The sequence below is a fragment of the Flavobacterium davisii genome, from assembly GCF_042182265.1.
Classification (GTDB): Bacteria; Bacteroidota; Bacteroidia; order Flavobacteriales; family Flavobacteriaceae; genus Flavobacterium; species Flavobacterium davisii.
Window position 1 is genome coordinate 105742 of record NZ_CP097869.1, and the last position, 22603, is coordinate 128344.

18 protein-coding genes are annotated in these 22603 nt (G+C 30.8%); 12 read left to right on the plus strand and 6 right to left on the minus strand.

The window, feature by feature from the left end; genetic code table 11:
- Positions 1 to 94 precede the first annotated feature (94 nt).
- Positions 95 to 1018: a 1-aminocyclopropane-1-carboxylate deaminase/D-cysteine desulfhydrase gene (locus tag NAB20_RS00405; RefSeq protein ID WP_105196122.1), complete on the minus strand. Its 924-nt coding sequence runs from the start codon at positions 1016 to 1018 to the stop codon at positions 95 to 97.
- A 320-nt stretch (positions 1019 to 1338) separates the two neighbouring features.
- Here NAB20_RS00405 and NAB20_RS00410 point away from each other — a divergent pair, with 320 nt between their 5' ends.
- A complete protein-coding gene (locus NAB20_RS00410) occupies positions 1339 to 5760 on the plus strand; it encodes a GEVED domain-containing protein (protein ID WP_375605320.1) in 4422 nt (1473 codons plus the stop codon).
- On the opposite strand, the gene NAB20_RS00415 is transcribed toward NAB20_RS00410, so the two are convergent.
- Positions 5757 to 6083, minus strand: coding sequence for a hypothetical protein (locus tag NAB20_RS00415; RefSeq protein WP_105196120.1), 327 nt, complete (start codon positions 6081 to 6083; stop codon positions 5757 to 5759). The two genes, NAB20_RS00410 and NAB20_RS00415, sit on opposite strands and share 4 nt — an antisense overlap.
- A 27-nt stretch (positions 6084 to 6110) precedes the next feature.
- On the opposite strand from NAB20_RS00415, the gene NAB20_RS00420 reads away from it, so the two are divergent.
- The 6 genes from NAB20_RS00420 to NAB20_RS00445 all read left to right on the plus strand — a co-directional run bounded on the left by NAB20_RS00420 (position 6111) and on the right by NAB20_RS00445 (position 11844).
- Complete coding sequence (locus NAB20_RS00420) at positions 6111 to 6299, plus strand: DUF5522 domain-containing protein (RefSeq protein WP_088393252.1); 189 nt, start codon at positions 6111 to 6113, stop codon at positions 6297 to 6299.
- Between the two features lie 84 nt (positions 6300 to 6383).
- Positions 6384 to 8369, plus strand: coding sequence for a urocanate hydratase (locus NAB20_RS00425; RefSeq protein WP_375605321.1), 1986 nt, complete (start codon positions 6384 to 6386; stop codon positions 8367 to 8369).
- Positions 8370 to 8435: 66 nt separating this feature from the next.
- A complete protein-coding gene (locus tag NAB20_RS00430; protein WP_105196118.1) occupies positions 8436 to 8963 on the plus strand; it encodes a DUF4136 domain-containing protein in 528 nt (175 codons plus the stop codon).
- 300 nt (positions 8964 to 9263) lie between these two features.
- Positions 9264 to 9647 carry a group III truncated hemoglobin gene (locus NAB20_RS00435; RefSeq protein WP_088393258.1) on the plus strand — a complete coding sequence of 128 codons (384 nt, stop codon included), beginning with the start codon at positions 9264 to 9266 and terminating at the stop codon, positions 9645 to 9647.
- Between the two features lie 71 nt (positions 9648 to 9718).
- A complete protein-coding gene (locus NAB20_RS00440) occupies positions 9719 to 11476 on the plus strand; it encodes an aromatic amino acid hydroxylase (RefSeq protein ID WP_105196116.1) in 1758 nt (585 codons plus the stop codon).
- Positions 11477 to 11538: 62 nt separating this feature from the next.
- Positions 11539 to 11844, plus strand: coding sequence for a rhodanese-like domain-containing protein (locus NAB20_RS00445; RefSeq protein ID WP_164849158.1), 306 nt, complete (start codon positions 11539 to 11541; stop codon positions 11842 to 11844).
- A 910-nt stretch (positions 11845 to 12754) separates the two neighbouring features.
- On the opposite strand, the gene NAB20_RS00450 is transcribed toward NAB20_RS00445, so the two are convergent.
- Positions 12755 to 13162: a DUF4293 family protein gene (locus NAB20_RS00450; RefSeq protein ID WP_375605322.1), complete on the minus strand. Its 408-nt coding sequence runs from the start codon at positions 13160 to 13162 to the stop codon at positions 12755 to 12757.
- A gap of 171 nt (positions 13163 to 13333) precedes the next feature.
- Here NAB20_RS00450 and rho point away from each other — a divergent pair, with 171 nt between their 5' ends.
- A complete protein-coding gene (gene rho / locus NAB20_RS00455; protein ID WP_105196113.1) occupies positions 13334 to 15115 on the plus strand; it encodes a transcription termination factor Rho in 1782 nt (593 codons plus the stop codon).
- A gap of 260 nt (positions 15116 to 15375) precedes the next feature.
- Here rho and NAB20_RS00460 read toward each other — a convergent pair whose 3' ends face one another.
- Together NAB20_RS00460 and NAB20_RS00465 are read right to left on the minus strand one after the other, a co-directional pair.
- On the minus strand, positions 15376 to 15987 hold the full coding sequence (locus tag NAB20_RS00460) for a DUF4230 domain-containing protein (RefSeq protein ID WP_105196112.1): 612 nt from the start codon (positions 15985 to 15987) through the stop codon (positions 15376 to 15378).
- A 2-nt stretch (positions 15988 to 15989) separates the two neighbouring features.
- Positions 15990 to 16940, minus strand: coding sequence for a GSCFA domain-containing protein (locus NAB20_RS00465; RefSeq protein WP_105196111.1), 951 nt, complete (start codon positions 16938 to 16940; stop codon positions 15990 to 15992).
- A 51-nt stretch (positions 16941 to 16991) separates the two neighbouring features.
- Between NAB20_RS00465 and NAB20_RS00470 the strand changes: the two genes are divergently transcribed.
- The 4 genes from NAB20_RS00470 to NAB20_RS00485 all read left to right on the plus strand — a co-directional run bounded on the left by NAB20_RS00470 (position 16992) and on the right by NAB20_RS00485 (position 22178).
- Positions 16992 to 18737 carry an ABC transporter ATP-binding protein gene (locus NAB20_RS00470; protein WP_105196143.1) on the plus strand — a complete coding sequence of 582 codons (1746 nt, stop codon included), beginning with the start codon at positions 16992 to 16994 and terminating at the stop codon, positions 18735 to 18737.
- Between the two features lie 177 nt (positions 18738 to 18914).
- Positions 18915 to 19676 (plus strand): FkbM family methyltransferase, encoded by a 762-nt coding sequence (locus tag NAB20_RS00475; RefSeq protein ID WP_375605323.1) that lies wholly within the window; start codon positions 18915 to 18917, stop codon positions 19674 to 19676.
- Positions 19677 to 19835: 159 nt separating this feature from the next.
- A complete protein-coding gene (locus NAB20_RS00480; RefSeq protein WP_235877456.1) occupies positions 19836 to 21299 on the plus strand; it encodes a lipopolysaccharide biosynthesis protein in 1464 nt (487 codons plus the stop codon).
- 102 nt (positions 21300 to 21401) lie between these two features.
- Entirely contained in the window at positions 21402 to 22178 is a 777-nt protein-coding gene (locus tag NAB20_RS00485) for an RMD1 family protein (protein WP_088389991.1), read from the plus strand.
- A 4-nt stretch (positions 22179 to 22182) separates the two neighbouring features.
- On the opposite strand, the gene NAB20_RS00490 is transcribed toward NAB20_RS00485, so the two are convergent.
- Positions 22183 to 22554: a group III truncated hemoglobin gene (locus NAB20_RS00490; protein ID WP_375605324.1), complete on the minus strand. Its 372-nt coding sequence runs from the start codon at positions 22552 to 22554 to the stop codon at positions 22183 to 22185.
- Between the last annotated feature and the right edge of the window lie 49 nt (positions 22555 to 22603).

Sequence of the window (22603 nt, forward strand, 5' to 3'; positions counted from 1 at the left end):
AAAAAACTCATTGATACTTAAAACATATAAGCCAATACTTTTATACACTCATTTTTTAGATAATCTATTTTCCTTATAAAAGTAAAGCTCAAAATTATTCATTTTTTAAACTATTTGCATAATGAATCAATGTTTTATTTTTTTTTGCTAGTAATTGATTCATTCCTTCTATACCTTGTAAGCCTCCTGTATGAATTGTCAAAATTTTTGTTCCTGACTTAAAATAACCTTTATGAATCATATCTATTATACCAAACATCATTTTTCCTGTATAAATCGGATCTAGAGGTATAGCTGTTTGAATGTAAAAATCATTGATAAAATGAATCAATTCCTCTGTCACTTTTCCATATCCTCCAAAATGATAGTCGTTTATCATATCCCATTGCTTTCTATTTTGTACCCATGACTGAACTTCCTCTTTTAAAAAACTATTTTTTAAAGCAGGAAAACCTAATATTTTCTGATGAGATAAAGCACTATTGATTATTCCAGAAATAGTACCTCCGGTTCCTACTGCTGTGCCGATATAATCATAAACTTCATCTGATTTAGTAAGAATTTCACAACATCCTTGAACTGCCAATTTATTAGTCCCTCCTTCTGGCAGCCAATAACAACTACCATATTTAGACTGTATCTTAGTTTTCAATTCTATACTTTCTTTATCTCTATATTGTTCTCTTGTAACAAACTCAAATTTCATTCCGCATTTTTGAGCAAACCGTAAGGTAGGATTATGATCTACTTCCTTCCAAAGCTCTTCTCCTCTAATTACTCCTACACAATTTATCCCTTTTTCTTGACAAGCAAAAGCAGTAGCCGCAATATGATTAGAAAAAGCACCTCCAAATGTTACTAATGTATCATAATGATTATTTTCTAAATAATGTAAATTATACTTAAGTTTTCGGTATTTATTTCCTGAGATAAAGGGATGAATTTGATCCTCACGCTTAATAAAAAGCGTGATTTTTTCGGGTAACGAAATATCTATTTTTTGAATTGAACTTTTCACTTGGTAAAGGTATATATTTTTAAAAATTAAGCAATTAGACTATTTTATTTAAAAGAAGTGTAAGAAATTTTATATAAAAAAAATGTCTTATTAAAAAAACTATCTCAAAATCAAATATTTAAACAAAGACTAGTATTCATAAAGCTTTTCAAAGGAAGAAGTAGAAAAAAAATTAAACAAAAAAAGAAAATCGTTTGTAGAAAAAAATCGACAAAAGCCATTTTGTATTTAAATAAATTGGATTTTATTACAACAACCTATAATTTTACTTCCTGAACGACGTATAATATACGTAAATATCTCCAAAAAAACAAATATTTATGAAAGAATTTTACTCTGCAAAGAAAAGATATTTTTTTCTTACATTATTTTTAATTCTGTTTATAAATGGAATTAAAGCTCAGGTATCATCTTATACTTTTTCGGAAAGTAATGGAACTTATAATTCGATATCAGGTACAGTTGCAATAAATTCAGGATGGGATGAAAATGTAGCTACAAACATCCCTATAGGTTTTTCTTTTAGCTTTAATAATTTAAGCTACACTACTTGTAGTATTAGCAGTAATGGTTTTATTACTTTTGGTAAAACAAATCCTACTGAATCTTTATACAATCCTATATCATCATCAACTGCTTATAGCGGCGCTATCAGTGCGATTGGAACCGATATGGCCGATTCAGGAGCAAAAGCAATAACTTATTCTACAACAGGAACTGCTCCTAATAGAATTTTTACTATTCAATGGGATGATGCTAAAAGATATACTAAAAATGGAACTTTTGATTTTCAAATAAAATTATATGAAACCACTAACGTTGTTTCAATTATCTATGGATTTTGTTCGCCAGTTGGTCTAAGCTCAACTGACAACATAAATGTTGAAGTTGGATTAAGAGGTGCTACCAATACGGACTTTAATAATCGAAGTAAAACAACTCATTCTAATTGGGCTTTAACAACCACAAAAGGAACCGTAAACACCAACACTTGTACAACAAATAACTCAAGTACTCCATCTAATGGTTTGACTTTTACTTGGACTCCTATTTCTTTAACACCCTGTTCTACCCCTACAACACAACCTTCTAATTTAGTTCTAGCACCAGACAGCACAACAGTAATTGGAAATTTCACAGCAGCAAGTCCTTCCCCTAATAGTTATTTGGTTATACGTTCTAGCACAAACATTAAACCTGATGTAGCAAATGGAACTGTATACACAATAGGATCTACTCAATTAGGCTCAAATTATACAATAGTAAATACTAATTCTAATACCTCTTTTAACGATAGCGGATTGACACCTAATACAACCTATTATTATTATATTTATTCTTATAACAATACTAATTGTTCCGGAGGTCCTAAATACAATACGCTAAATCCTTTATCGGCAAACGTAACTACTAATTTTACATACTGTATACCTTCTTCTAATAATAATACTCGATACATAAATAGCTTAGAATCTGTAGGTACTGTAACAACATACGCTAATAACAATACTGGTTACTCTACAAATGGTTACGGTAATTACAAACATATCAACCTATTTACACAAGTACAAGGAGGTGGTGTAAACCTATTGGCTACCCTACCAGATAAACCATATAGCCAACATATAAGAATTTGGATTGATTGGGATGTCAAAAATGGTATTTTTGATACTAATGAATTAGTTTATACTACTGGTGGTACGAAAACAGAACTAAAAAATACACTTGGTTTTAAGATCCCTAGTACGATACCAGCTGGGACTTATATTCTTAGAATTAAAACTTTTTCATCTAATTTTGTAGATCCTTGTGGAAATTATGACGATGGAGAAACAGAAGATTATACTATAACAATATTACCTTACTGTGTTGCTAAAATTAGTGCTGCTACATCAGGAAGTAATTGCGGACCAGGAACTATTACCTTACAAGCATACGGAACAAGCAATATTACTGAATTTAGATGGTATGATTCAGTAACTAATGTTCTTGCAGGAACTAGTCCTAGCATAATTGTTTCTGGACAAGCTACTACTACTTGGACAACTCCTTTTTTAAACACAAGTAAAATATATAATGTTAAGGGCTACAATGGAAGCTGCCAAAGTTTTTATAATACTTATGTAAATGCTGAAATAAAATCAACAACAGACATTAATTTAAATGCTTCAGCTCCTAGCATTTGTGGCGAAAATTCCCAAGTAAAAATTACAGCATCTGTTGGAGAAACTAAAATTAATTTATTAACCGAAACATTTTCTGAAGCTGATATTTCAGACACTAATTTTCTTGTAACGCAAACACTTAGTAAATCCTTTTCTAATGCTACTTGGAAATTATATGAAAGTCCATCAGTACCTATCAATACTACTGTTTTTAAACCTGCTATTAGTTCAGGAAATGCTGACGATAGATTTGCCTTAACCACCTCTGATTATTCTGAACTTAGAATGACTAGCAGAATGACAACCAAAAGTACTGTTTCGACGGTTGGGTGTAGTAGTGCTACCTTAACATTTAGACATTACTACTCTGATTTTGACAATACAGATACGGCAACTATTTTCTATTCGACACTTGCTTCACCTGATCCTACCAATAGTTCTCATTGGACACAATTAGTACAATATAATTCTGATCAAGGATTAGCGCATTCTTTTGCATCTGCTAGTTATCCATTACCTATTGATGTTGAAAAATTATCCATCAAATTTGAATATAAAGGTACTTGGGCTGAGGGTTGGGCTATTGATGATGTTTATATAAATGCAACAAAACCTTTTATTCCTAATTATTTATGGAGCAATACATCAGGTATAATATATATTGATACAAACAACGACAACATAGGAGACACTCTTTATACAAATCAAAATGTAAGCAGCGTTTATTTTGCTCCAAGTGGTTCTTCTATAGAATTACCTTCTTGGTCAACATCTGTAAAATCATTAACGCCTAATGGATGCCTATCTACTGTCCCTATTTCTATTACAAATGGTACACGTACATGGAAAGGAACCATAAACAACCGTTGGGATATAGCAGAAAACTGGGCTCCCGCTGTTATTCCTGATTCTAATACTTGCGTAATTATTCCTAGTACAGCAAAAATTATCGGTACTGGATACACTGGATATGGAAAAAATCTAACAGTTAAATCAACAGGAAATTTAGAATTACAGGCCAATAATAATTTAATTATTACAGACTGGATGGATATAAAAAGTGGAGGTATTTTCAATGTTCGTAACAATGCCAATTTTGTTCAAAGAAATGACACTCCTTCCTCTTCTAATACTATTTCAGGAACCTTTACTATGGACAGGACTGCAACTGGATTAAAGCTATTTGATTATATTTATTGGTCTTCTCCTGTAAATAATTTCCCTATTACAAGTGTATCTCCAAGTACTCCAACTAACAAAATTTATCATTGGGTAACAACTCACCCAAATCCTAATGGTTTTGGTTTTGGCAACTGGTTTAATACAACTGAGAATATGCAAGCAGGAAAAGGTTATATTGTTAGAGTTGCTAATAACAACCCTACATTCTCAACTACTTTTACAGGAGCACCAGCAAACGGTATCGTTACTAAAACTATTACAAGAGGTCCTTATACAGGAAGCGACTATAAAGGAGCTACTGGAAATTTCATAACCAATTTGGATGATAACCTAAATTTAATTGGAAATCCATATCCTTCTGCTATAGATGCTATTAAATTTTTGACCGAAAACCAATCATTATTAGAAGGCGGAATTCAAATTTGGACACATAGAGGAACAATATCAAAAAATAACGCTTCTCCATATTACCAAAATTTTTCCAATAACTATTCCTCTAGTGATTATTTAACGTACACCAAATTAGGATCTAGCTCAGGAAGTAGTACAGGAGCTGACACAGGTTTTAACGGAAAAATAGCTGCTGGACAAGGATTTTTAGTAAAAATGAAAGATGGTAATGCTCTAACAAATAATATCATTTTTAAAAACAATATGCGTTTTGATGATTCAAACAATGCTTATAACAACAGCCAATTCTATAGAACAACGAATAACCAAAAAGAAAGTCAACCTGATCGAATTTGGATCGATTTGGTTGACAGTGTATCAAGTAGCAGCACTTTTTTAATTGGTTATGCAGAAGGTGCCACAGCAGAACAAGATTTTCTTTTTGATGCTAAAACAGATTATGAAGCTCCTCTAAAAGCTTTTTCAATACTAAATAATGATGCCTTCATCATTCAAGGAAAAGGAATTTTTGACATAAATGATAAATTTAGTATAGGATATCAAGTACCCACAAATGGCCATTATAAATTTGCTATATCGGAAGTAGATGGCTTATTTAAATCTACCAATCAAAAAATATATCTTGAAGATTTATTAACAAATACTACGCATGATTTAACCACAAGCCCTTACGCATTCACAAGTGAAAAAGGTCTATTTAAAGGACGCTTTATAATTAAATATGCTAAAGAAACATTATCCAACCATGATGTAGAATACGACAATAGCGTAATTATTCATGGAACAGATGAATTACACATTAAATCAGAGTTATTTAATTTAAAAAATATTGAAATTTATGATCTTTTAGGGAAAACTCTATTTCAATCAAAAGACATCAATCAAAAAGATACTTTACTTAATCTAAAAAATACTCAAAATGTAGTATTAGTAAAAATAACTCTTGAAAATGGTGCAATAGTAACGAAAAAGATCATTTACTAAAGATATTTTAAAAATGCCCAAAAGGACCTCTTCTTTAAATAGTCGAGGTCTTTTTCTTTCTTATAAGCTTCTCTCTCAAACGATATATTATAGTACGCTTTATGTTGATTCCTAAATTGTAACAATCGAAACAAATATTCTAATCCATACCAAACAAAAAATAACACAATCAACATCTCTTTTTGTTGACGAATATGAATACTTTCATGGTTTATAAAATATACATCTTCTTTATTCTTTTCATCCCTTATAAAAACAAATGGAAAAAAAGTAATTCCATGAAATCCTCTAGGTGTTAAATATTTAGATACTATAAAAAACATATACACAAAATTGATAAATTTGCGCACATGAACAATGATTTAAATCCAAATAATTTAAAAGAAGGAGAAGATTTCTATTACACTTCTCAAGGATATAAATGCTTTACAGAAAAATACCATTTAAAACGAGGCTATTGTTGTAAAAGCGGATGTAGACACTGTCCTTACGGATTTGATAAAAAAACCGGAGTTATAAAAAAAATGAATAATTTTTAGTACTAATGTAGTATTCTAAAAGTTTAAAAAACATATCATAAATATTGCTTATTGCTTACAGCATAAAGCTTAAAGCTTAACAAAATGACATTTCAAGAACAAATAACACAAGGTATTCCTACCGTTTTACCACAGCCAAAAACGTATGAATCACAAATTAATCACGCCCCAAAGCGTAAAGAAATATTAACAGATGAAGAGAAAAAATTAGCCTTAAAAAATGCTCTTCGTTATTTCCCTCCTAATCAGCATGCTGAACTCATTCCTGAGTTCAAAGAAGAATTAGAAAAATACGGTCGTATTTACATGTATCGCTTACGCCCTGATTATGAAATGAAAGCTAGACCCATTACGGACTACCCTGGCAAAAGCTTACAAGCTAAAGCCATTATGCTCATGATTCAAAACAATCTAGACTATGCCGTAGCACAACATCCACATGAATTAATAACATACGGAGGTAATGGAGGTGTTTTTAGTAACTGGGCACAATATAGACTCACGATGAAATATTTAACTGAAATGACTGATGAACAAACACTAGTCATGTATTCAGGTCATCCTATGGGTTTATTTCCTTCCCATAAAGAGGCCCCCAGAGTAGTCGTTACAAATGGCATGATGATCCCTAATTACTCTAAACCAGATGATTGGGAACGTTTCAATGCTTTAGGAGTAACTCAATATGGTCAAATGACCGCTGGAAGTTATATGTACATTGGACCTCAAGGAATTGTTCACGGAACAACCATTACTGTACTAAACGGATTTAGAAAAATCAAAAAAAATCCAACTGGAGGTTTATTCGTTACTTCTGGACTAGGAGGAATGAGTGGTGCACAACCAAAAGCAGGAACTATTGCAGGATGTATAACCGTTTGTGCAGAAGTAAATCCTAAAATAACCAAAATACGTCATGAACAAGGCTGGATTCATGAAATACACGAGGATATGAGCAGTTTAATTGCTCGAGTTAAAAAAGCATTAGAAACAAAAGAAATAGTTTCTTTAGCCTATTTAGGTAATGTGGTAGACGTATGGGAACGTTTTCACGAAGAAAATCTATTTATTGATTTAGGTTCAGACCAAACATCATTACATAATCCTTGGGCAGGAGGCTATTATCCTGTCGGTATTTCATTTGAAGAAGCTAATCAAATGATGGCTAACAACCCCGAACAGTTTAAAACAGAAGTTCAAAGAACACTAAGACGCCATGCAGAAGCTATAAATAAGCACACAGAAAAAGGAACTTATTTCTTTGATTATGGAAATGCTTTTCTATTAGAAGCCTCTCGAGCAGGTGCCAATGTCATGGCCGAAAAACCAACTTTAGGTAGAGAATTTAGATACCCTTCTTATGTTCAAGACATAATGGGACCTATGTGTTTTGATTATGGTTTTGGTCCTTTCCGTTGGGTATGTACATCTGGTAAGCCAGAAGATTTACAAAAAACAGACAATATTGCTTGCCAAGTTTTAGAAGAAATGATGAAAAAATCGCCAGAAGAAATTCAGCAACAAATGGCCGATAACATTCAATGGATTAAAGGAGCGCAACAAAACAAATTAGTTGTTGGATCCCAAGCTCGTATTTTATATGCCGATGCTGAAGGTCGAACTAAAATTGCACAAGCGTTTAACAATGCTATTAATAAAGGAGAAATTGGACCGATAGTTTTGGGACGTGATCACCACGATGTTTCTGGTACCGATTCACCATATCGTGAAACTTCCAATATATACGATGGCTCTCGTTTTACCTCTGATATGGCAATTCATAACGTTATAGGAGACAGTTTTCGCGGTGCTACTTGGGTTTCTATACACAATGGTGGTGGCGTAGGCTGGGGAGAAGTAATAAATGGCGGTTTTGGTATGCTATTAGACGGTTCAGCAGACAGTGAAAGACGATTAAAATCAATGCTTTTCTGGGATGTAAACAACGGTATTTCACGAAGAAGTTGGGCACGAAATGAAGGGGCTATTTTTGCAATTAAACGAGCTATGGAACAAGAACCTTTACTAAAGGTCACGTTACCCAATTTAGTTGACGAAACATTACTCTAAAATTACCATTTGCTTTGGTCTATTTTTTGTTATAACTTTATAGAACCCTTTTAAATTTTCAATACTATGAAAACGATAAGACTACTAACACTATTTAGCTTGCTCATGCTTACAGCATGCAGTTCAGTGTATGTAAATACTGATTATGACAAGAGAGCACGTTTTGATCAATATAAAACTTTTGCCTATCTGAAAAGCGGAATTGACAAAGCCGAAATATCTGATTTAGATAAAAAAAGAATCCTTTACGCCTTAGACGAAACTCTAACAGAAAAAGGATTTTCTAAATCCGAAAATGCAGATATACTAATCAGTTTTTTCACCAAGGAAAAAGAACGAGTAGACTATTATAACAATTGGGGATGGAACATGGGATGGAACAACCCTTGGTGGGGAGGCTTTAGCTATTCAATGCCTGTTACATCCATAGAAGGTACCTTAATAATTGACGTAATAGACGCTAAAACCAAAGAATTAATTTGGCAAGGAAAAGGTTCAGGATATTTAACAGAAGATGTTAACAAAAAAGATGCACGCATTAAAGAATTTGTTTCTAAAATACTCGAAAAATACCCTCCACAAATAAAAAATTAAACTGAGGCTCCCCGAAAAAGGCGCATCTTGTTCATTTCGACTATTGGGAGAAATCACATCATATTAAAAAGGTGACTTCTCCTATCGTCGAAACAATAAACAAAGTGTTACTTTACTACTCGTCAGGTAGTCTCAATTTTACTCCATTGTCATAAAATACCTCTTATACTTTTGAGCTTTACTAAAAAAGCACAACAGATTAAATATTTTTTTTAGATAGCCTCTTATTTTCAAAAACTAACATTTATCATATTTTTATTCTTATTTACAGTATATCTTTGTCAGTCCATTCTTAAAGAAATGAAAGACATCCAAAATAGAATCGATATAGAATTACTAGTCAATAGTTTTTACGACAACGTAAAAATAGACACTCTTATTGGACCTATTTTTAATGGTGCTATAAAAGATTGGACACCTCACCTAAACAAAATGTATAATTTTTGGGAAACAGTCTTACTAGAGGTACACTCCTATTCTGGAGCTCCTTTTCCTCCTCATGCTAAAATGCCCTTAGAAAAAATACACTTTGACCGATGGATGTTCCTATTCAAAAACACCGTAGATAATTTATTTACAGGAGAAAAAGCTAACGAAGCTAAATGGAGAGCTGATAAAATGGCCGAACTATTTCAACATAAAATGGAATATTTCAAAAAAAACAATCATCAACCCCTATTATAGTACCATCATTATTTTTAATTTTAAATTCGTTATAAAAAGGCTTATTTTTGCTTAAAACAACTAATTAAGATATGGAAACTCATTTTGAAAGCAATCCCTTAATCGACCGATTACCTCAGCACTTAAAGCAATTCATAATCCCACAAAATTATGAGGATTATACGCCTATTAATCAAGCTGTTTGGCGTTATGTAATGCGTAAAAATGTAGATTATCTTTCAAAAGTTGCTCATGATTCTTATCTAGACGGTCTTCAACTAACAGGTATTGATACAGACAATATTCCTAACATGTATGGAATGAACCGTATTTTAAAAAAAATTGGATGGGCAGCAGTAGCTGTAGATGGTTTTATTCCGCCTAGTGCTTTTATGGAATTTCAAGCTTATAACGTATTAGTTATCGCATGCGATATCCGCCAATTAGAACATATAGAATACACACCAGCCCCTGATATTATACATGAAGGAGCTGGACACGCACCTATTATTGCCAACCCAGAATATGCTGAATACTTAAGACGTTTCGGAGAAATTGGCTGTAAGGCCATTTCTTCTGCAAGAGATTATGAACTATATGAAGCCATCCGCTTACTTTCCATTCTAAAAGAAGCCGAAAACACACCAGAAGAAGATATAAAAAAAGCAGAAGAACACGTTTTCTTTCTTCAAAACAACATGGGAGAACCTTCTGAAATGGCACAAATCAGAAATCTACATTGGTGGACAGTTGAATATGGCTTAATAGGAACAGTTGAAAAACCCAAAATATATGGAGCTGGATTACTTTCTTCAATAGGCGAAAGTGAATGGTGTATGACTGATAACGTAAAAAAAATCGCCTATGATTTAACCGCTGCAAACCAAAGTTTTGATATTACACAACCTCAACCTCAGCTGTATGTAACACCTGATTTCGCTCACTTAAGTTTAATCTTAGAAGAATTTGCCAACAAAATGGCATTGCGTACAGGAGGCTTATCTGGTATACAAAAATTAATAAACTCGAAAGCCTTAGGAACCATCGAGTTAAGTACTGGATTACAAATCTCAAGCATATTTACAAATGTAATAGAAAACGAAGGCAAACCTGTTTATATCCAATCAACAGGAAAAACAGCCTTATCTTATCGCGAAAAAGAATTGGTAGGACACGGAACAGAATACCACGCAGAAGGTTTTGGCTCTCCAATAGGAAAATTAAAAGGAATTAATCTTGCCATTGAAGACATGAGTCCTAGGGATCTAAATGCTTATGCCATTTATGAAGGAGAGCGAGTTACCTTAGAATTTGAAGGAAATATAAAAGTTACAGGCGAAATTATTACTGGAACACGTAATATACAAGGAAAAATATTACTCATTAAATTCAAAAACTGTACTGTTACACACAATAATCAAATCTTATTTAAACCTGAATGGGGGATTTATGATATGGCAGTCGGAAAAGATATTATTTCTGCCTTTTCTGGACCCGCTGATGTAAATAGTTTTGATATGATTAATCATGTTCCTTCGACCAAAACTATCAAGCAGCAAAAATCATCCGAGCGTAAAGAACTAGAACAGTTATACCAAAATATACGAAATATAAGAGAAGAAAAGAATACCAGCACAACACTAAAAGAGACTTTTGGTATTTTAACAAGTAATCATCCTAATGATTGGCTACTAGCTGTAGAAATTATAGAAATAGCTCATAAAAAAAATCATAATGATTTAGTCAACAAAGTATTAAATCATTTAGAAACCGTTAAAATCCGCAAACCTGAGGTGAAAAAATTAATACAAAATGGTTTAGATTTAATTTTTGAAAAAGTTTCTATCTAATGTAACTTTTGTCACACAAAAATAAATTAAGAGCCCATACATTTGGTAAAAAATCAAAAGGTATGGGCTTTTTCAGCTTTCTAGGTTTAGATAAAAAGAATAACTTACAAGACTTTATCAACAGAGGAGCCGTTATTATAGACGTAAGAACCCCTAATGAATATTCTTCTGGACACATATCAGGATCCAAAAATATACCTCTTGACGATATCAAACAAGAAATAGAAAACATCAAAAAGTTAAATAAACCTGTAATTGCCTGCTGTCGTAGTGGTATACGTAGCAGTCAAGCAGTTTCTATACTTAAACAACACAATTTTGAGTGTATAAACGGCGGGAGTTGGGATAGTTTACAACATAAACTATAATTTTCTTCATATCAAGATATACCACATTATTAGTTTTTTTTTGGAAACAAAGGCTATCTAGTTTAGATAGCCTTTTTTCAACCCAGATTACAAATTAGACTTTGTGCTGAAATAGTTTTTTTTACAGACATAGAGACTAGAAAGTAATAATCTAACCTATTGTTTATCAATTCACACAAAGAAAGAAGTCTCCTCATTAACAGTATTAATTCATTTCTTTTACTCTCTTCATCCAAAACTTCCTTTGATCAAAATAAAATTACGATTTTAGGATAATCTAATTTAAAAAAGTGTTTGAAAAGTCAAAATTAAACATCTAATCTACCACTTCTACAAGAGGAGAAGTTATATTATCAGCACCATGTGATTTCTCCCTATACAAAAAACATAGTATGACAAGATTACAGTCTTTTAGAACCCCCTCTTCAAAATCATTTTTATATATAATAAATCTCTAACGCATAATCTGAGTTAAACCCAGATTACGCATTAGACCCGAGCGTAGCGAATAGACGAAGTAAATCTATTCCACTTTATTTTTCTTCCAATTCAAGCACGTACTCAAATTTTAATCATCAAAATAGTTCACTATTTCTTCTTCTAAAATTTTCCGTGAGCACTTGAATTTATTGAAAAATTTTGTTTCACAACAAAGTCTAATGCGGAATCTGGATTAAAAATAAAATTTCCCAAGGATCATGAATATAATTTTAAGATACTCTAAAATGGTATTTTCTAATATCCAAATCAAACTAAACCAAATCAACAATTTAAATTTTACAAACTAAAAAATTCATGTTACTGTATTTTTTATCTTTTTCACAATTTCAAAACTTTCTCAAACAAGATCATAAAAAAATCCCAGAGTTACCTCTGGGATTAGTCGCACTAATAAACTAAGATGATAGGTTTATCGTAATCGATCCACTGATTTTACAAGATCTTCATCCTTCTTAATGGCTTTGTTAGCTAAAACTAACAACAAGATAGTAATTACAGGAAGAAACATCCCAATACCTTTCACAAGAATCTGAGTTCCTCCAGGTAAGCTTAGTGCACGATACACAAATAATCCTAGTAAAATTAAGTTTAATATCATATTCAATCTGTTTAACACAAATTGAGTTTGTCTCTTTTTGAAAGATAGTAAACTCATTAAAGACAACGATGTACTAAGACCAAAAAAAACGGTATACATAATATTTGTCATAAAATAAATTTCTTTACCTTCTTCTTTCCAAAGAGGAAATACAAAAGGAAAAACCGCCATTATAACAAAAGCCAAAACTAAATATACGCTTTGAATTCTTTGAATCATTTTTTTTTACTATATTGGTACAAAAATATATTTTCTTTTTTAAAAAAGCTATTGTTTCCTAAATATTTTTTTGTATTATTGCAGGAACAATCCGTAAGCACTTCATACTTCGGAACATAAGTTTCAAAAAATCAATTTTTAAACCCCATTTTTTTAAGCTAACTATACTTTATGTTTGATATTTCTGTATTAAAAGAAATGAAGCTAAATGAATTGCAAGAAATTGCAAAAGCAGCCAAAATCAAGAATTTTAAAACTCTTAAAAAAGACGATTTAGTATACCAAATACTTGATTTCCAAGCTTCAAACCCTGAAAAACTAACTCCAGAAACAAATAGTGTTTCTGAAGACACTTCAAAACCCAAACGAGCTCGTATGGTTAAAGACAAAAAAGAAGTATCTGAACTTGAAAAAGTGGATGCAACTATCGAAACCTCCCTTTTTTCCGAAGAATCAGAAGAAAAAAAAGGTTCTAAAAAAACAAACAATAAAAAAACTTCTCATCCCGATGAAGTTTCGGAACAAAAAAAAGAAGTTTTTGTAAAGAAAACCAAAACGCCTAAGTTCTCTAAAGACAAAAAGAAAACAACGGAAACTATCGAAAACATCTCAGATCCTTCTATCCCTACAGAAGAAGTAAATGAGGCAATAGAGTTTCCCAAAAAGCAAGCAGAAGAAACAATAGAAACAATAGAAATTGCAACAGAACAAACGAACAATTCTATTACAGAAACAGAACAAGCCCCTATTGTTGAGCCAAATAAAAACAAATACAATTCCAACAATCAAAATCCCAAATACAAAAAAACAACTAATTTCAGAGAGCCTGATTATGAATTTGAAGGGATTATAGAAAGTGAAGGCGTACTAGAAATGATGCCTGATGGATACGGATTCTTACGTTCTTCCGACTACAATTATCTAGCATCTCCTGATGACATTTATTTATCAACTTCACAAATTAGACTATTCGGATTAAAAACAGGAGACACTGTAAAGGGAGTTGTTCGTCCACCAAAAGAAGGAGAAAAATATTTTCCACTGGTAAAAGTTCTAAAAATTAATGGTCATGACCCACAAGTTGTTCGAGATCGCGTTTCATTTGACCACTTAACACCTGTTTTTCCTACCGAAAAATTCAAATTAGCTGAAAAAGGCAGTTCTATTTCCACCCGTATCATAGACTTATTTTCCCCTATTGGTAAAGGACAGCGCGGTATGATAGTAGCGCAACCTAAAACTGGTAAAACCATGCTACTTAAAGATATTGCCAATGCCATTGCAGCAAATCATCCAGAAGTATACATGATTGTATTGTTAATAGATGAACGTCCAGAAGAAGTTACAGACATGCAACGTAGTGTACGCGCAGAAGTCGTTGCTTCTACATTTGACCGTGAACCACAGGAACATGTTAAAATTGCCAATATCGTACTTGAAAAAGCCAAACGTTTAGTTGAATGTGGACATGATGTTGTGATTTTATTAGATTCTATTACACGTCTAGCACGTGCTTACAACACTGTACAACCAGCTTCTGGCAAAGTCCTAAGCGGAGGAGTTGACGCTAATGCGTTACAAAAACCGAAACGTTTCTTTGGTGCTGCACGTAATGTAGAAAATGGAGGTTCATTAAGTATTATTGCTACGGCATTAACAGAAACAGGTTCTAAAATGGATGAGGTTATCTTTGAAGAATTTAAAGGAACGGGTAATATGGAACTTCAGTTAGATCGTAAAATTGCTAATCGTCGTATTTTCCCTTCTGTAGATCTAACATCATCTAGTACACGTCGTGACGATCTTTTATTAGACGAAAAAACCATTCAACGTATGTGGATTATGCGCAAATACCTAGCTGACATGAACTCAGTAGAAGCCATGGAATTCATCAATGATCGTTTTAAAAAGACCCGAAACAACGAAGAATTTTTAATATCTATGAATGATTAAACTTTACTTTTATAATAAAAAAAGGCTGTCCTAACAGCCTTTTTAGTTATTAAATCATTTATATTTTTACTACTAGATTTATTATATAAATACGCTTTTCTTAAAAGAACCTCATATTAAATAAACTTTAGACTCAACAATATTAAATCCTAATTAAAATTTATTACAGATACAAAACAATCTAAAAAAGCATACTTTCAATAAAGATTTTGTTTTTATTTACTTTTTCATCTCCATCACAAAACCTCATCTAATCTGAGTTAAAGCTTAAAATCTCCTTCTTTTTTTATCTCTTCTCCATTATACTCTACTTTCCACCCCATAGAATGAGTAACTAACAATATTTTTGAAAGTTCACTTACTAAACGATTTTTAGCATTGTTTTTCAACGTTGATTTCTGCATTTTTTTAGTCAAATCTGATTTAACCTTTTTAGTAATAGCATTAAAATCAGCACCTGTAAATTCATTAAATTTACTTTGTTCTATATCATAATACTGTATATCTGGATTTATTCTTATTTCTTCTTTTGGTACAGAAATAATTCGGATAACTTTAGATTTTTCATCTATTTCATATTGCATTTGTCGCAAATCATAAGCTACCGTTACATCTGAATTTACTATGACTAATGCTTTTTTGTCAAATGAAATAAGCCCTCCCAAATAACGGTCTTGATCTTTAAACGTAAGTATTTGCGAGTAATGTCCTTCTGTTACAATTAATTTTCCAACATTTTTAATTTGTTCTTGAATTAGATTGGAATTATATTCTGTTCTTGTTTCATTCTTATCTGCAAAATATTGATATGCAACAAACACTACCACGAGAAATAACAATCCGAAAAATATTTTTTTATATAAATTCATCATAATTAAAAAGATAAATGAGGTATTTTTTTTAATAATAACATTTTTTTAGCATGTACTTTTTCTAAAAATTTTTGATGTTTTTCTGTATTAGGATTAAAAGGACGATGTGCTAAATCTTTTTGAATCGCTTTTATATCAAGCATTAAAGATCTTGTTTCTTCATCGAAATAATTTTCTAAAAAACGTTCCCAAATATAATCTACAGCAAGTTCATTAGGGTGCAACATATCCTTTTCATAAAATCTATAATCACGTAATTCATCCATTACAATTTCATAACTTGGAAAATAGGTCTCCTCTACTCCCGAAATAGAAAGCAATTTATGAAGTGCTGAAAACAAATTTCCTTTGCTTACATTATTTTCAAAGAAACCATCCTTTATATGACGCACTGGAGATATTGTAAAAATAAATTTTATATGGGGATTTAAAGATTTTACTAATGAAATGATATTTAGTAAGCTTTGTTGAATAACTTCAACAGATAACAACTCTTTGGTAAATTCTGCTTGTGGTACCTTATGACAATTCGCAACTATTGTATCTATTTTAGTAGCTCTATAAACCCAAGAGGTTCCTAATGTAATCATACAATGACTTAATTCCTTAATTTGACTATTTATAGATTTGATTAAATTATTCAATTCTTCCAAAAATGCTTCTTTGCTTGGATTTGAAAGTTCTGAATGCACTTCAAAACAATGCCATAAATCATTATGATAAAAAATATCATCTTCTGTAAAGTATTTTTTTTCTACAATCCTTTTTATTATTTTTTCAATAGAAATGGGATTAAAAATTATCCCAAAAGGATTTACTGTGGTCTTAAATTTAAAATAACTAAATTTGTTACCAATATTTTCTGAAAAACAAGAACCCAATAACAATAAATCGGATTGATAATCTATTGTTTGATTGGTTTTGGCTATGGGTATTTTCAACGAAAAAATCATATTCAAAACTACAAATATTTTAGCAATCCTCTAAACATTGATTTTATAGAAATGGATATTTTATTTCAATATTTAAAAAAGCACTATAAACTTTTAACCATTGCTTTATTAATGGCAGGTATGAATATTTGTTTTAGTCTAAGTGATTCAATCATTACGGGTAAAATCATGCAAGATTGTGGCGTAGGTATACAAAAATACAAAGGAAATGATTTCGCTTTTATAAAAGCGGTTGGTTTTTGGTTAGGATTATCTGTTTTAATGGCTATGATTTCTAGGATTACTAAAAACTTCCAAGATTATTTTACTAACATTGTTATTCAACGTACTGGAGCTGAAATGTATACTGATGGTATAAAAAAATCATTGGATTTACCTTATGCTCAATTTGAAGATCAACGAAGTGGCGAAACGCTAAATAAACTGCAAAAGGTTCGGATTGATTCTGAAAAACTGATCAATCTTTCCATTTCATTGGTTTTTCAAACAATCGTTGGGTTTATTTTTGTTTTTTTATACATTGCTCGTATTGATATAAAAATTTCACTCATATTTGTTATTACAGCCCCTATCATTGGTTTTGTTAGCTCTGTTTTAGGGAAGAAAATAAAAGCTATATCTCGAAATATAGTAATTCAAACAAATGCTCTAGCAGGCTCAACCACTGAAAGTTTACGTAATATTGAATTAGTAAAAAGTCTTGGTTTAACCCAGCAAGAAGAAGCGCGTCTAAACCAAAATACGCTTAAAATTTTAGGCCTTGAACTCCAAAAAATACGTTACATCCGCAGTTTAAGTTTTATACAAGGAACAACTGTTCATTTCATGAGGACGTTAGTTGTTTTTACTCTATATTATTTTGTTTTTCAAGGCAAAATAGTCATTGGAGACTTGTTAACAATGACTTTTTTTACTTTTTTTATTTTTAATCCTCTACAAGAAATGAGTCAATTTATCATTGTAAAGAATGAAACCAAAGTTTCTTTAGATAATTTTAAAAAGTTATTAGCTCAAGAATCAGAATACAAACCAGCCTCTCCAAAAACAATTGGAACAATTGAAAAATTAAGTTTTAATCAAGTAAGTTTTCAGCATCAAACAGCCCATTTTAAGGCCGTTGAAAATATTTCTTTTGAAATAAAAAAAGGCGAAACTGTTGCTTTTGTAGGTCCTTCGGGTTCAGGAAAAACAACATTAGTCAAACTTCTTGTTGGGCTATACAAACCTAATGAAGGAAGTATTGCCTATAATGACATAAACGAAACGGAAGTAGAATTATTAGAAATTAGGAAACAATTGGGATTTGTAACGCAAGATGCCCAACTATTTTCTGGGACCATTAAGGAAAATTTACTTTTTGTTAAACCTGATGCTTCTGATGAGGATTTGTTAAATGCTTTACAACAATCTAGTTGTCAAAACTTGTTAAATCGTGCAGAAAAAGGCATAAATACTACTATAGGAGAAGGAGGAATTAAGGTTTCAGGAGGTGAAAAACAACGTTTATCTATAGCTAGAGCTATTTTACGAAATCCAAATCTTTTAATTTTTGACGAAGCCACTTCTGCTCTAGATTCTATTACAGAAGAAGCTATTAATGACACAATCAAATCTATATCTAACAACAACCGCATAACGGTTCTTATTGCTCATCGTCTTTCTACTATTATGCACGCTGATAAAATTTTTGTTCTTGAAAAAGGAAAAATTATAGAACAAGGAAAACACGAAGATTTAGTAGATAGCAAAGGGCTGTATTATGCAATGTGGCGTCAGCAGATAGGAGAAAGGAAATAGATGTTCAAAAAAGCATCTTTGTTATTTTTGGTCAAACACCTTATTTGCGCCATTCTATATAAAAGATTACTTTTGAAATGTCGTTATTAAAATTATAACAACAATGTTTTCTAAGATAAGCAACGTTTACAACAACAGGTTTGTCTTTCTAAAGTAGTTAGTTAAACGAGAATATAAATGAAATTTTTAATCCAATTGGCCTATCATTTTTGGCCTACTTTATACAAGAAAAGATATTATAAAACCCTTGCTTCATTAAGTACAGGAGATTATAAATGTGAACCTGAATTACTACTTATTCATCAACTCTTAAAAGAAGATTCCGTTTTTTTAGATATAGGAACTAATAAAGGGATTTATTTGTATCAAGCGGAGAAGAAGATTAAATCAGGCAAAATTTTTGGTTTTGAGCCTAATGTTTCTTTGGTAAACTATATCCAACCTTTGTTTCCTAAAATTAAATTGTTTCCCTTAGCGGTTTCTTCAAGTACGGGCACCTCTGTATTACATATTCCTAAAAAAGAAAAGGGATTACAGGATACACGTGCTTCTTTAGAAAATATGGGAGAGGAAGTCGAAAAAATTGAAATCAAAACAATAACATTAGACGATTGGGTTTTTGAAAATAAAATTCAAAAATTAGATTTAGTAAAAATTGATGTTGAAGGACATGAATTTGACACTATAAAGGGCAGTAAAAAGGTATTACAAGAGTTGCATCCCACTCTTATTATTGAAATAGAACTACGTCATGCGCATTATCCTATTCACTCGATTTTTGATTTCATAAAAGGTTTTGGATATGAGGTTTTTTATTTTGATCGAAAATCATTGAGTTTACAAAATTTTGACACTAACCTACTATCTGATTTTCAAAAAGATGACTATTTAAATGATTTTAATAAATACATCAATAATTTTATTTTTATTAAAAAATAATTTTGAAGAAAAAAGTATGCTTTTTTCTTCAAAATAGCAAGACGAAGTCTGTAGTAAAGATTTTTTGTACATTTTTATCTTCTTTGTCTTTTTATCTTCATCACAAAATCTATCGCGTAATCTGAGTTAAAATAATTAAATTCGTAATTTAAACTTATAATGAGTGTTGTAGCTAGACAAAGTATAAAATATAGTATAATAGGATATTTTAGTACCTTAATAGGCATTTTTTCTACTGTTTTTTTGTATCCGTATAATTTAGATTTTTCGGGAAAACTACAATTTATACATCAAACTGCATTATTAATTTTACCAATGATTGCATTAGGTATTATGCACGCTAATGTTCGATTTTTCCCACAAATGTCACAAAATAACACGCAACAAGATTTGTTCAAGTTTTCTATTCTATTTATTATTGGTAATTTCTTTTTAGGATTAATTTTACTAACATTTGTATCTATTATATTTCCTTCTATTAAATCAAGAAGTTTTTGGATATATGCCCCTTATATACTCTTTATTGCATTATTACTTTCATTAATACAATTAATATCTAAATATATTTCTATCAAAAAACGTATTGTTATTCCTAACATTTTTGAAAATCTATTTCCTAAATTAGGAATGATAAGTGCTTTTATTTTACTCTTTTTCAACAAATTAGAAGAAAATAAAGCGTTGTGGATATTTGTTAGTTTTTTTGTTATCGCTTTTTTAGGGATGCTCCTTTATCTTAATCATTTGGAAAAATTAACAAAAAAGATTGATTTTATTTTTTTAAGCCAAAATCAATTTAGTAAAGAGCTTTTTACTTATTCTTTTTATACTTTTTTAGGAAGTATGGGTTCTGTAATTGCATTAAATATTGACACCTATATGATTGGTGAAATATTGACTTATCAAGAGGTTTCTATTTATAATACCTCTCTAAACTTAGTTCGTATGATTACGGTTCCTGCTTTGGGAGTTTATACTATTTCAGCCCCAATTATTGCACAACAAATAGCCGAAAACAAAATGGAAGATTTAAAAACATTACACCACAAAACTTCTTTATATTTATTTGTAATTGGTATCGTTTTGTTTGGTTTGGTTGCCATTGGAATTGAAGATCTATTTGCTTTAATGAAAAACGGAGATAAATTGGCGCAAGGATTACCCGTATTATATATCATGGGATTTGCTCTCTTATTTGATTTAGCTACTGGTTTTAATGGCTATATTATTACCAATTCTAAATATTATAAATTTAATAATACAACTACAATTGCTTTAGCTCTGCTCACTATCTCTACCAACTTAATTTTTTTATTCTGGTTTAAATTAGGTATTATTGGCGTTTCTATTGCAACCGCTATTTCATTAACTTCTTATAACTTAATTAAAATTTATTTTAATTATAAAAAATTTGGAGTACATCCTTTTAGTTGGAAGTTTCTACACTTATTACTGCTATTAATTATTGTAATTAGTATAGGACATATTTTACCTGATACTGCTTCTATTTTCTTTAATTTATGCTACAAACCCTTCATCGGATTACTTGTTTTTGCTATAGCTAATTGGATTTTTAAAATTGTTCCTATAAAAGAGGTCTTACCTAAATCTTTAATGCGATAAAAGAAAATACCAAAAACACAACTAATTGACTTACAATAATTTAAATAGAAATAATATTTATAAAAATAATTTTATGTGTAAATTTGTAAGAAATAAAATATTATGAAAATAAAAGTCTCCGCAATTCAATTAGCTGAAATTATCAATATTAAAAATTTCAAAAATGAATTAGAAGGAGCTAATTATAGTTTTTCTGGTTCGGAATTTTTTAAGCAAATAGAATCTAATAAATTTATTTATTTATTAGATTATGGTGTGGTTGTTTTTGCTAATTTTAGCAGTACAGAAGAAGAAGAATGGCTACACAAAATAAAAAAGCACGAGGAATCCCCTATTAACATGCTTTTAAAAGAAGAGTATAGTATCCTGATAAAAGAAGACAATATAAATTTTGAAGTAAAAAACAATGAAGTCATATTGCCTGAATTAGACAGTTCAGCTATCCGGATAATCATGCTTAATGTAGCACAATCAGTTGCATTAGAATATTACGAAATTATTACAGGCAAACTAGTTTCTTCAACGAAAGAATTTATACTTCAATTAGAAAATACTGGAAAAATTAATGTTTCTAAAAAAAACCTCTTAAAATACATCGGTCAAGTATTAAATGTAAAAAATAGTATTGTTGACAATTTATATATATTAGATGATCCGAACTCTGTTTGGGAAAACGAAAAATTGGATGCTCTTAACAGAAAAATGAAATCGAACTTTGAAATTTTACCTCGTTTTAAAGACGTAGATTACCGATTATCTATTGTAGAAAACAATTTAAAAATTTTCACAGAAGTTCTAAACGTAAAAGAAAGCTCTCGTTTGGAATGGATTATTATTTTATTAATTACTTTTGAAATAATAATGTCTTTCATTAGATAAATAACTAAACCAACTTAATCTTTAATACTGTAGCCATATTAACTGCCATTTTTTTCATTTGTTCTGCCATTTTACCTTCAAAATGAGGATCAATACTGTCATATAAATAATCTAACCAAATATCATAATGTTCTTTTAAAAAAGGCGATTTATCATGCACATCTTTATGTATCTGAAACATATTATTGGTATACCCTCCTTTTAAAAAAAGGGCTTGTTCCCAGAAGGTGCATAAAACATCTAAGTGATGATCTAGATGTTCATCTACTTGGGTTACCTTATTAAAGAAAAAATTAATTTTGTTATCAGCTAGGAGTTTATCATAAAACACCTTCATTACAAATAATATGTCTTGTCTTGTTTCTATATCTCTCATACAGCTAATGTAATTCATTTAATATAACTTCCTACTGATTTTTATCATC

Excerpts from the sequence above, each read along its gene's own strand:
- NAB20_RS00425 (WP_375605321.1), top strand. The coding sequence starts at position 6,384 with ATGACATTTCAAGAACAAATAACACAAGGTATTCCTACCGTTTTACCA.
- NAB20_RS00470 (WP_105196143.1), top strand. The coding sequence starts at position 16,992 with ATGGATATTTTATTTCAATATTTAAAAAAGCACTATAAACTTTTAACC.
- NAB20_RS00430 (WP_105196118.1), top strand. The coding sequence starts at position 8,436 with ATGAAAACGATAAGACTACTAACACTATTTAGCTTGCTCATGCTTACA.
- NAB20_RS00460 (WP_105196112.1), bottom strand. The coding sequence starts at position 15,987 with ATGATGAATTTATATAAAAAAATATTTTTCGGATTGTTATTTCTCGTG.
- NAB20_RS00485 (WP_088389991.1), top strand. The coding sequence starts at position 21,402 with ATGAAAATAAAAGTCTCCGCAATTCAATTAGCTGAAATTATCAATATT.
- NAB20_RS00410 (WP_375605320.1), top strand. The coding sequence starts at position 1,339 with ATGAAAGAATTTTACTCTGCAAAGAAAAGATATTTTTTTCTTACATTA.
- NAB20_RS00435 (WP_088393258.1), top strand. The coding sequence starts at position 9,264 with ATGAAAGACATCCAAAATAGAATCGATATAGAATTACTAGTCAATAGT.
- NAB20_RS00450 (WP_375605322.1), bottom strand. The coding sequence starts at position 13,162 with ATGATTCAAAGAATTCAAAGCGTATATTTAGTTTTGGCTTTTGTTATA.
- NAB20_RS00420 (WP_088393252.1), top strand. The coding sequence starts at position 6,111 with ATGAACAATGATTTAAATCCAAATAATTTAAAAGAAGGAGAAGATTTC.
- NAB20_RS00490 (WP_375605324.1), bottom strand. The coding sequence starts at position 22,554 with ATGAGAGATATAGAAACAAGACAAGACATATTATTTGTAATGAAGGTG.
- NAB20_RS00475 (WP_375605323.1), top strand. The coding sequence starts at position 18,915 with ATGAAATTTTTAATCCAATTGGCCTATCATTTTTGGCCTACTTTATAC.
- NAB20_RS00415 (WP_105196120.1), bottom strand. The coding sequence starts at position 6,083 with ATGTTTTTTATAGTATCTAAATATTTAACACCTAGAGGATTTCATGGA.
- NAB20_RS00445 (WP_164849158.1), top strand. The coding sequence starts at position 11,539 with ATGGGCTTTTTCAGCTTTCTAGGTTTAGATAAAAAGAATAACTTACAA.
- NAB20_RS00440 (WP_105196116.1), top strand. The coding sequence starts at position 9,719 with ATGGAAACTCATTTTGAAAGCAATCCCTTAATCGACCGATTACCTCAG.
- NAB20_RS00480 (WP_235877456.1), top strand. The coding sequence starts at position 19,836 with ATGAGTGTTGTAGCTAGACAAAGTATAAAATATAGTATAATAGGATAT.
- NAB20_RS00465 (WP_105196111.1), bottom strand. The coding sequence starts at position 16,940 with ATGATTTTTTCGTTGAAAATACCCATAGCCAAAACCAATCAAACAATA.
- rho (WP_105196113.1), top strand. The coding sequence starts at position 13,334 with ATGTTTGATATTTCTGTATTAAAAGAAATGAAGCTAAATGAATTGCAA.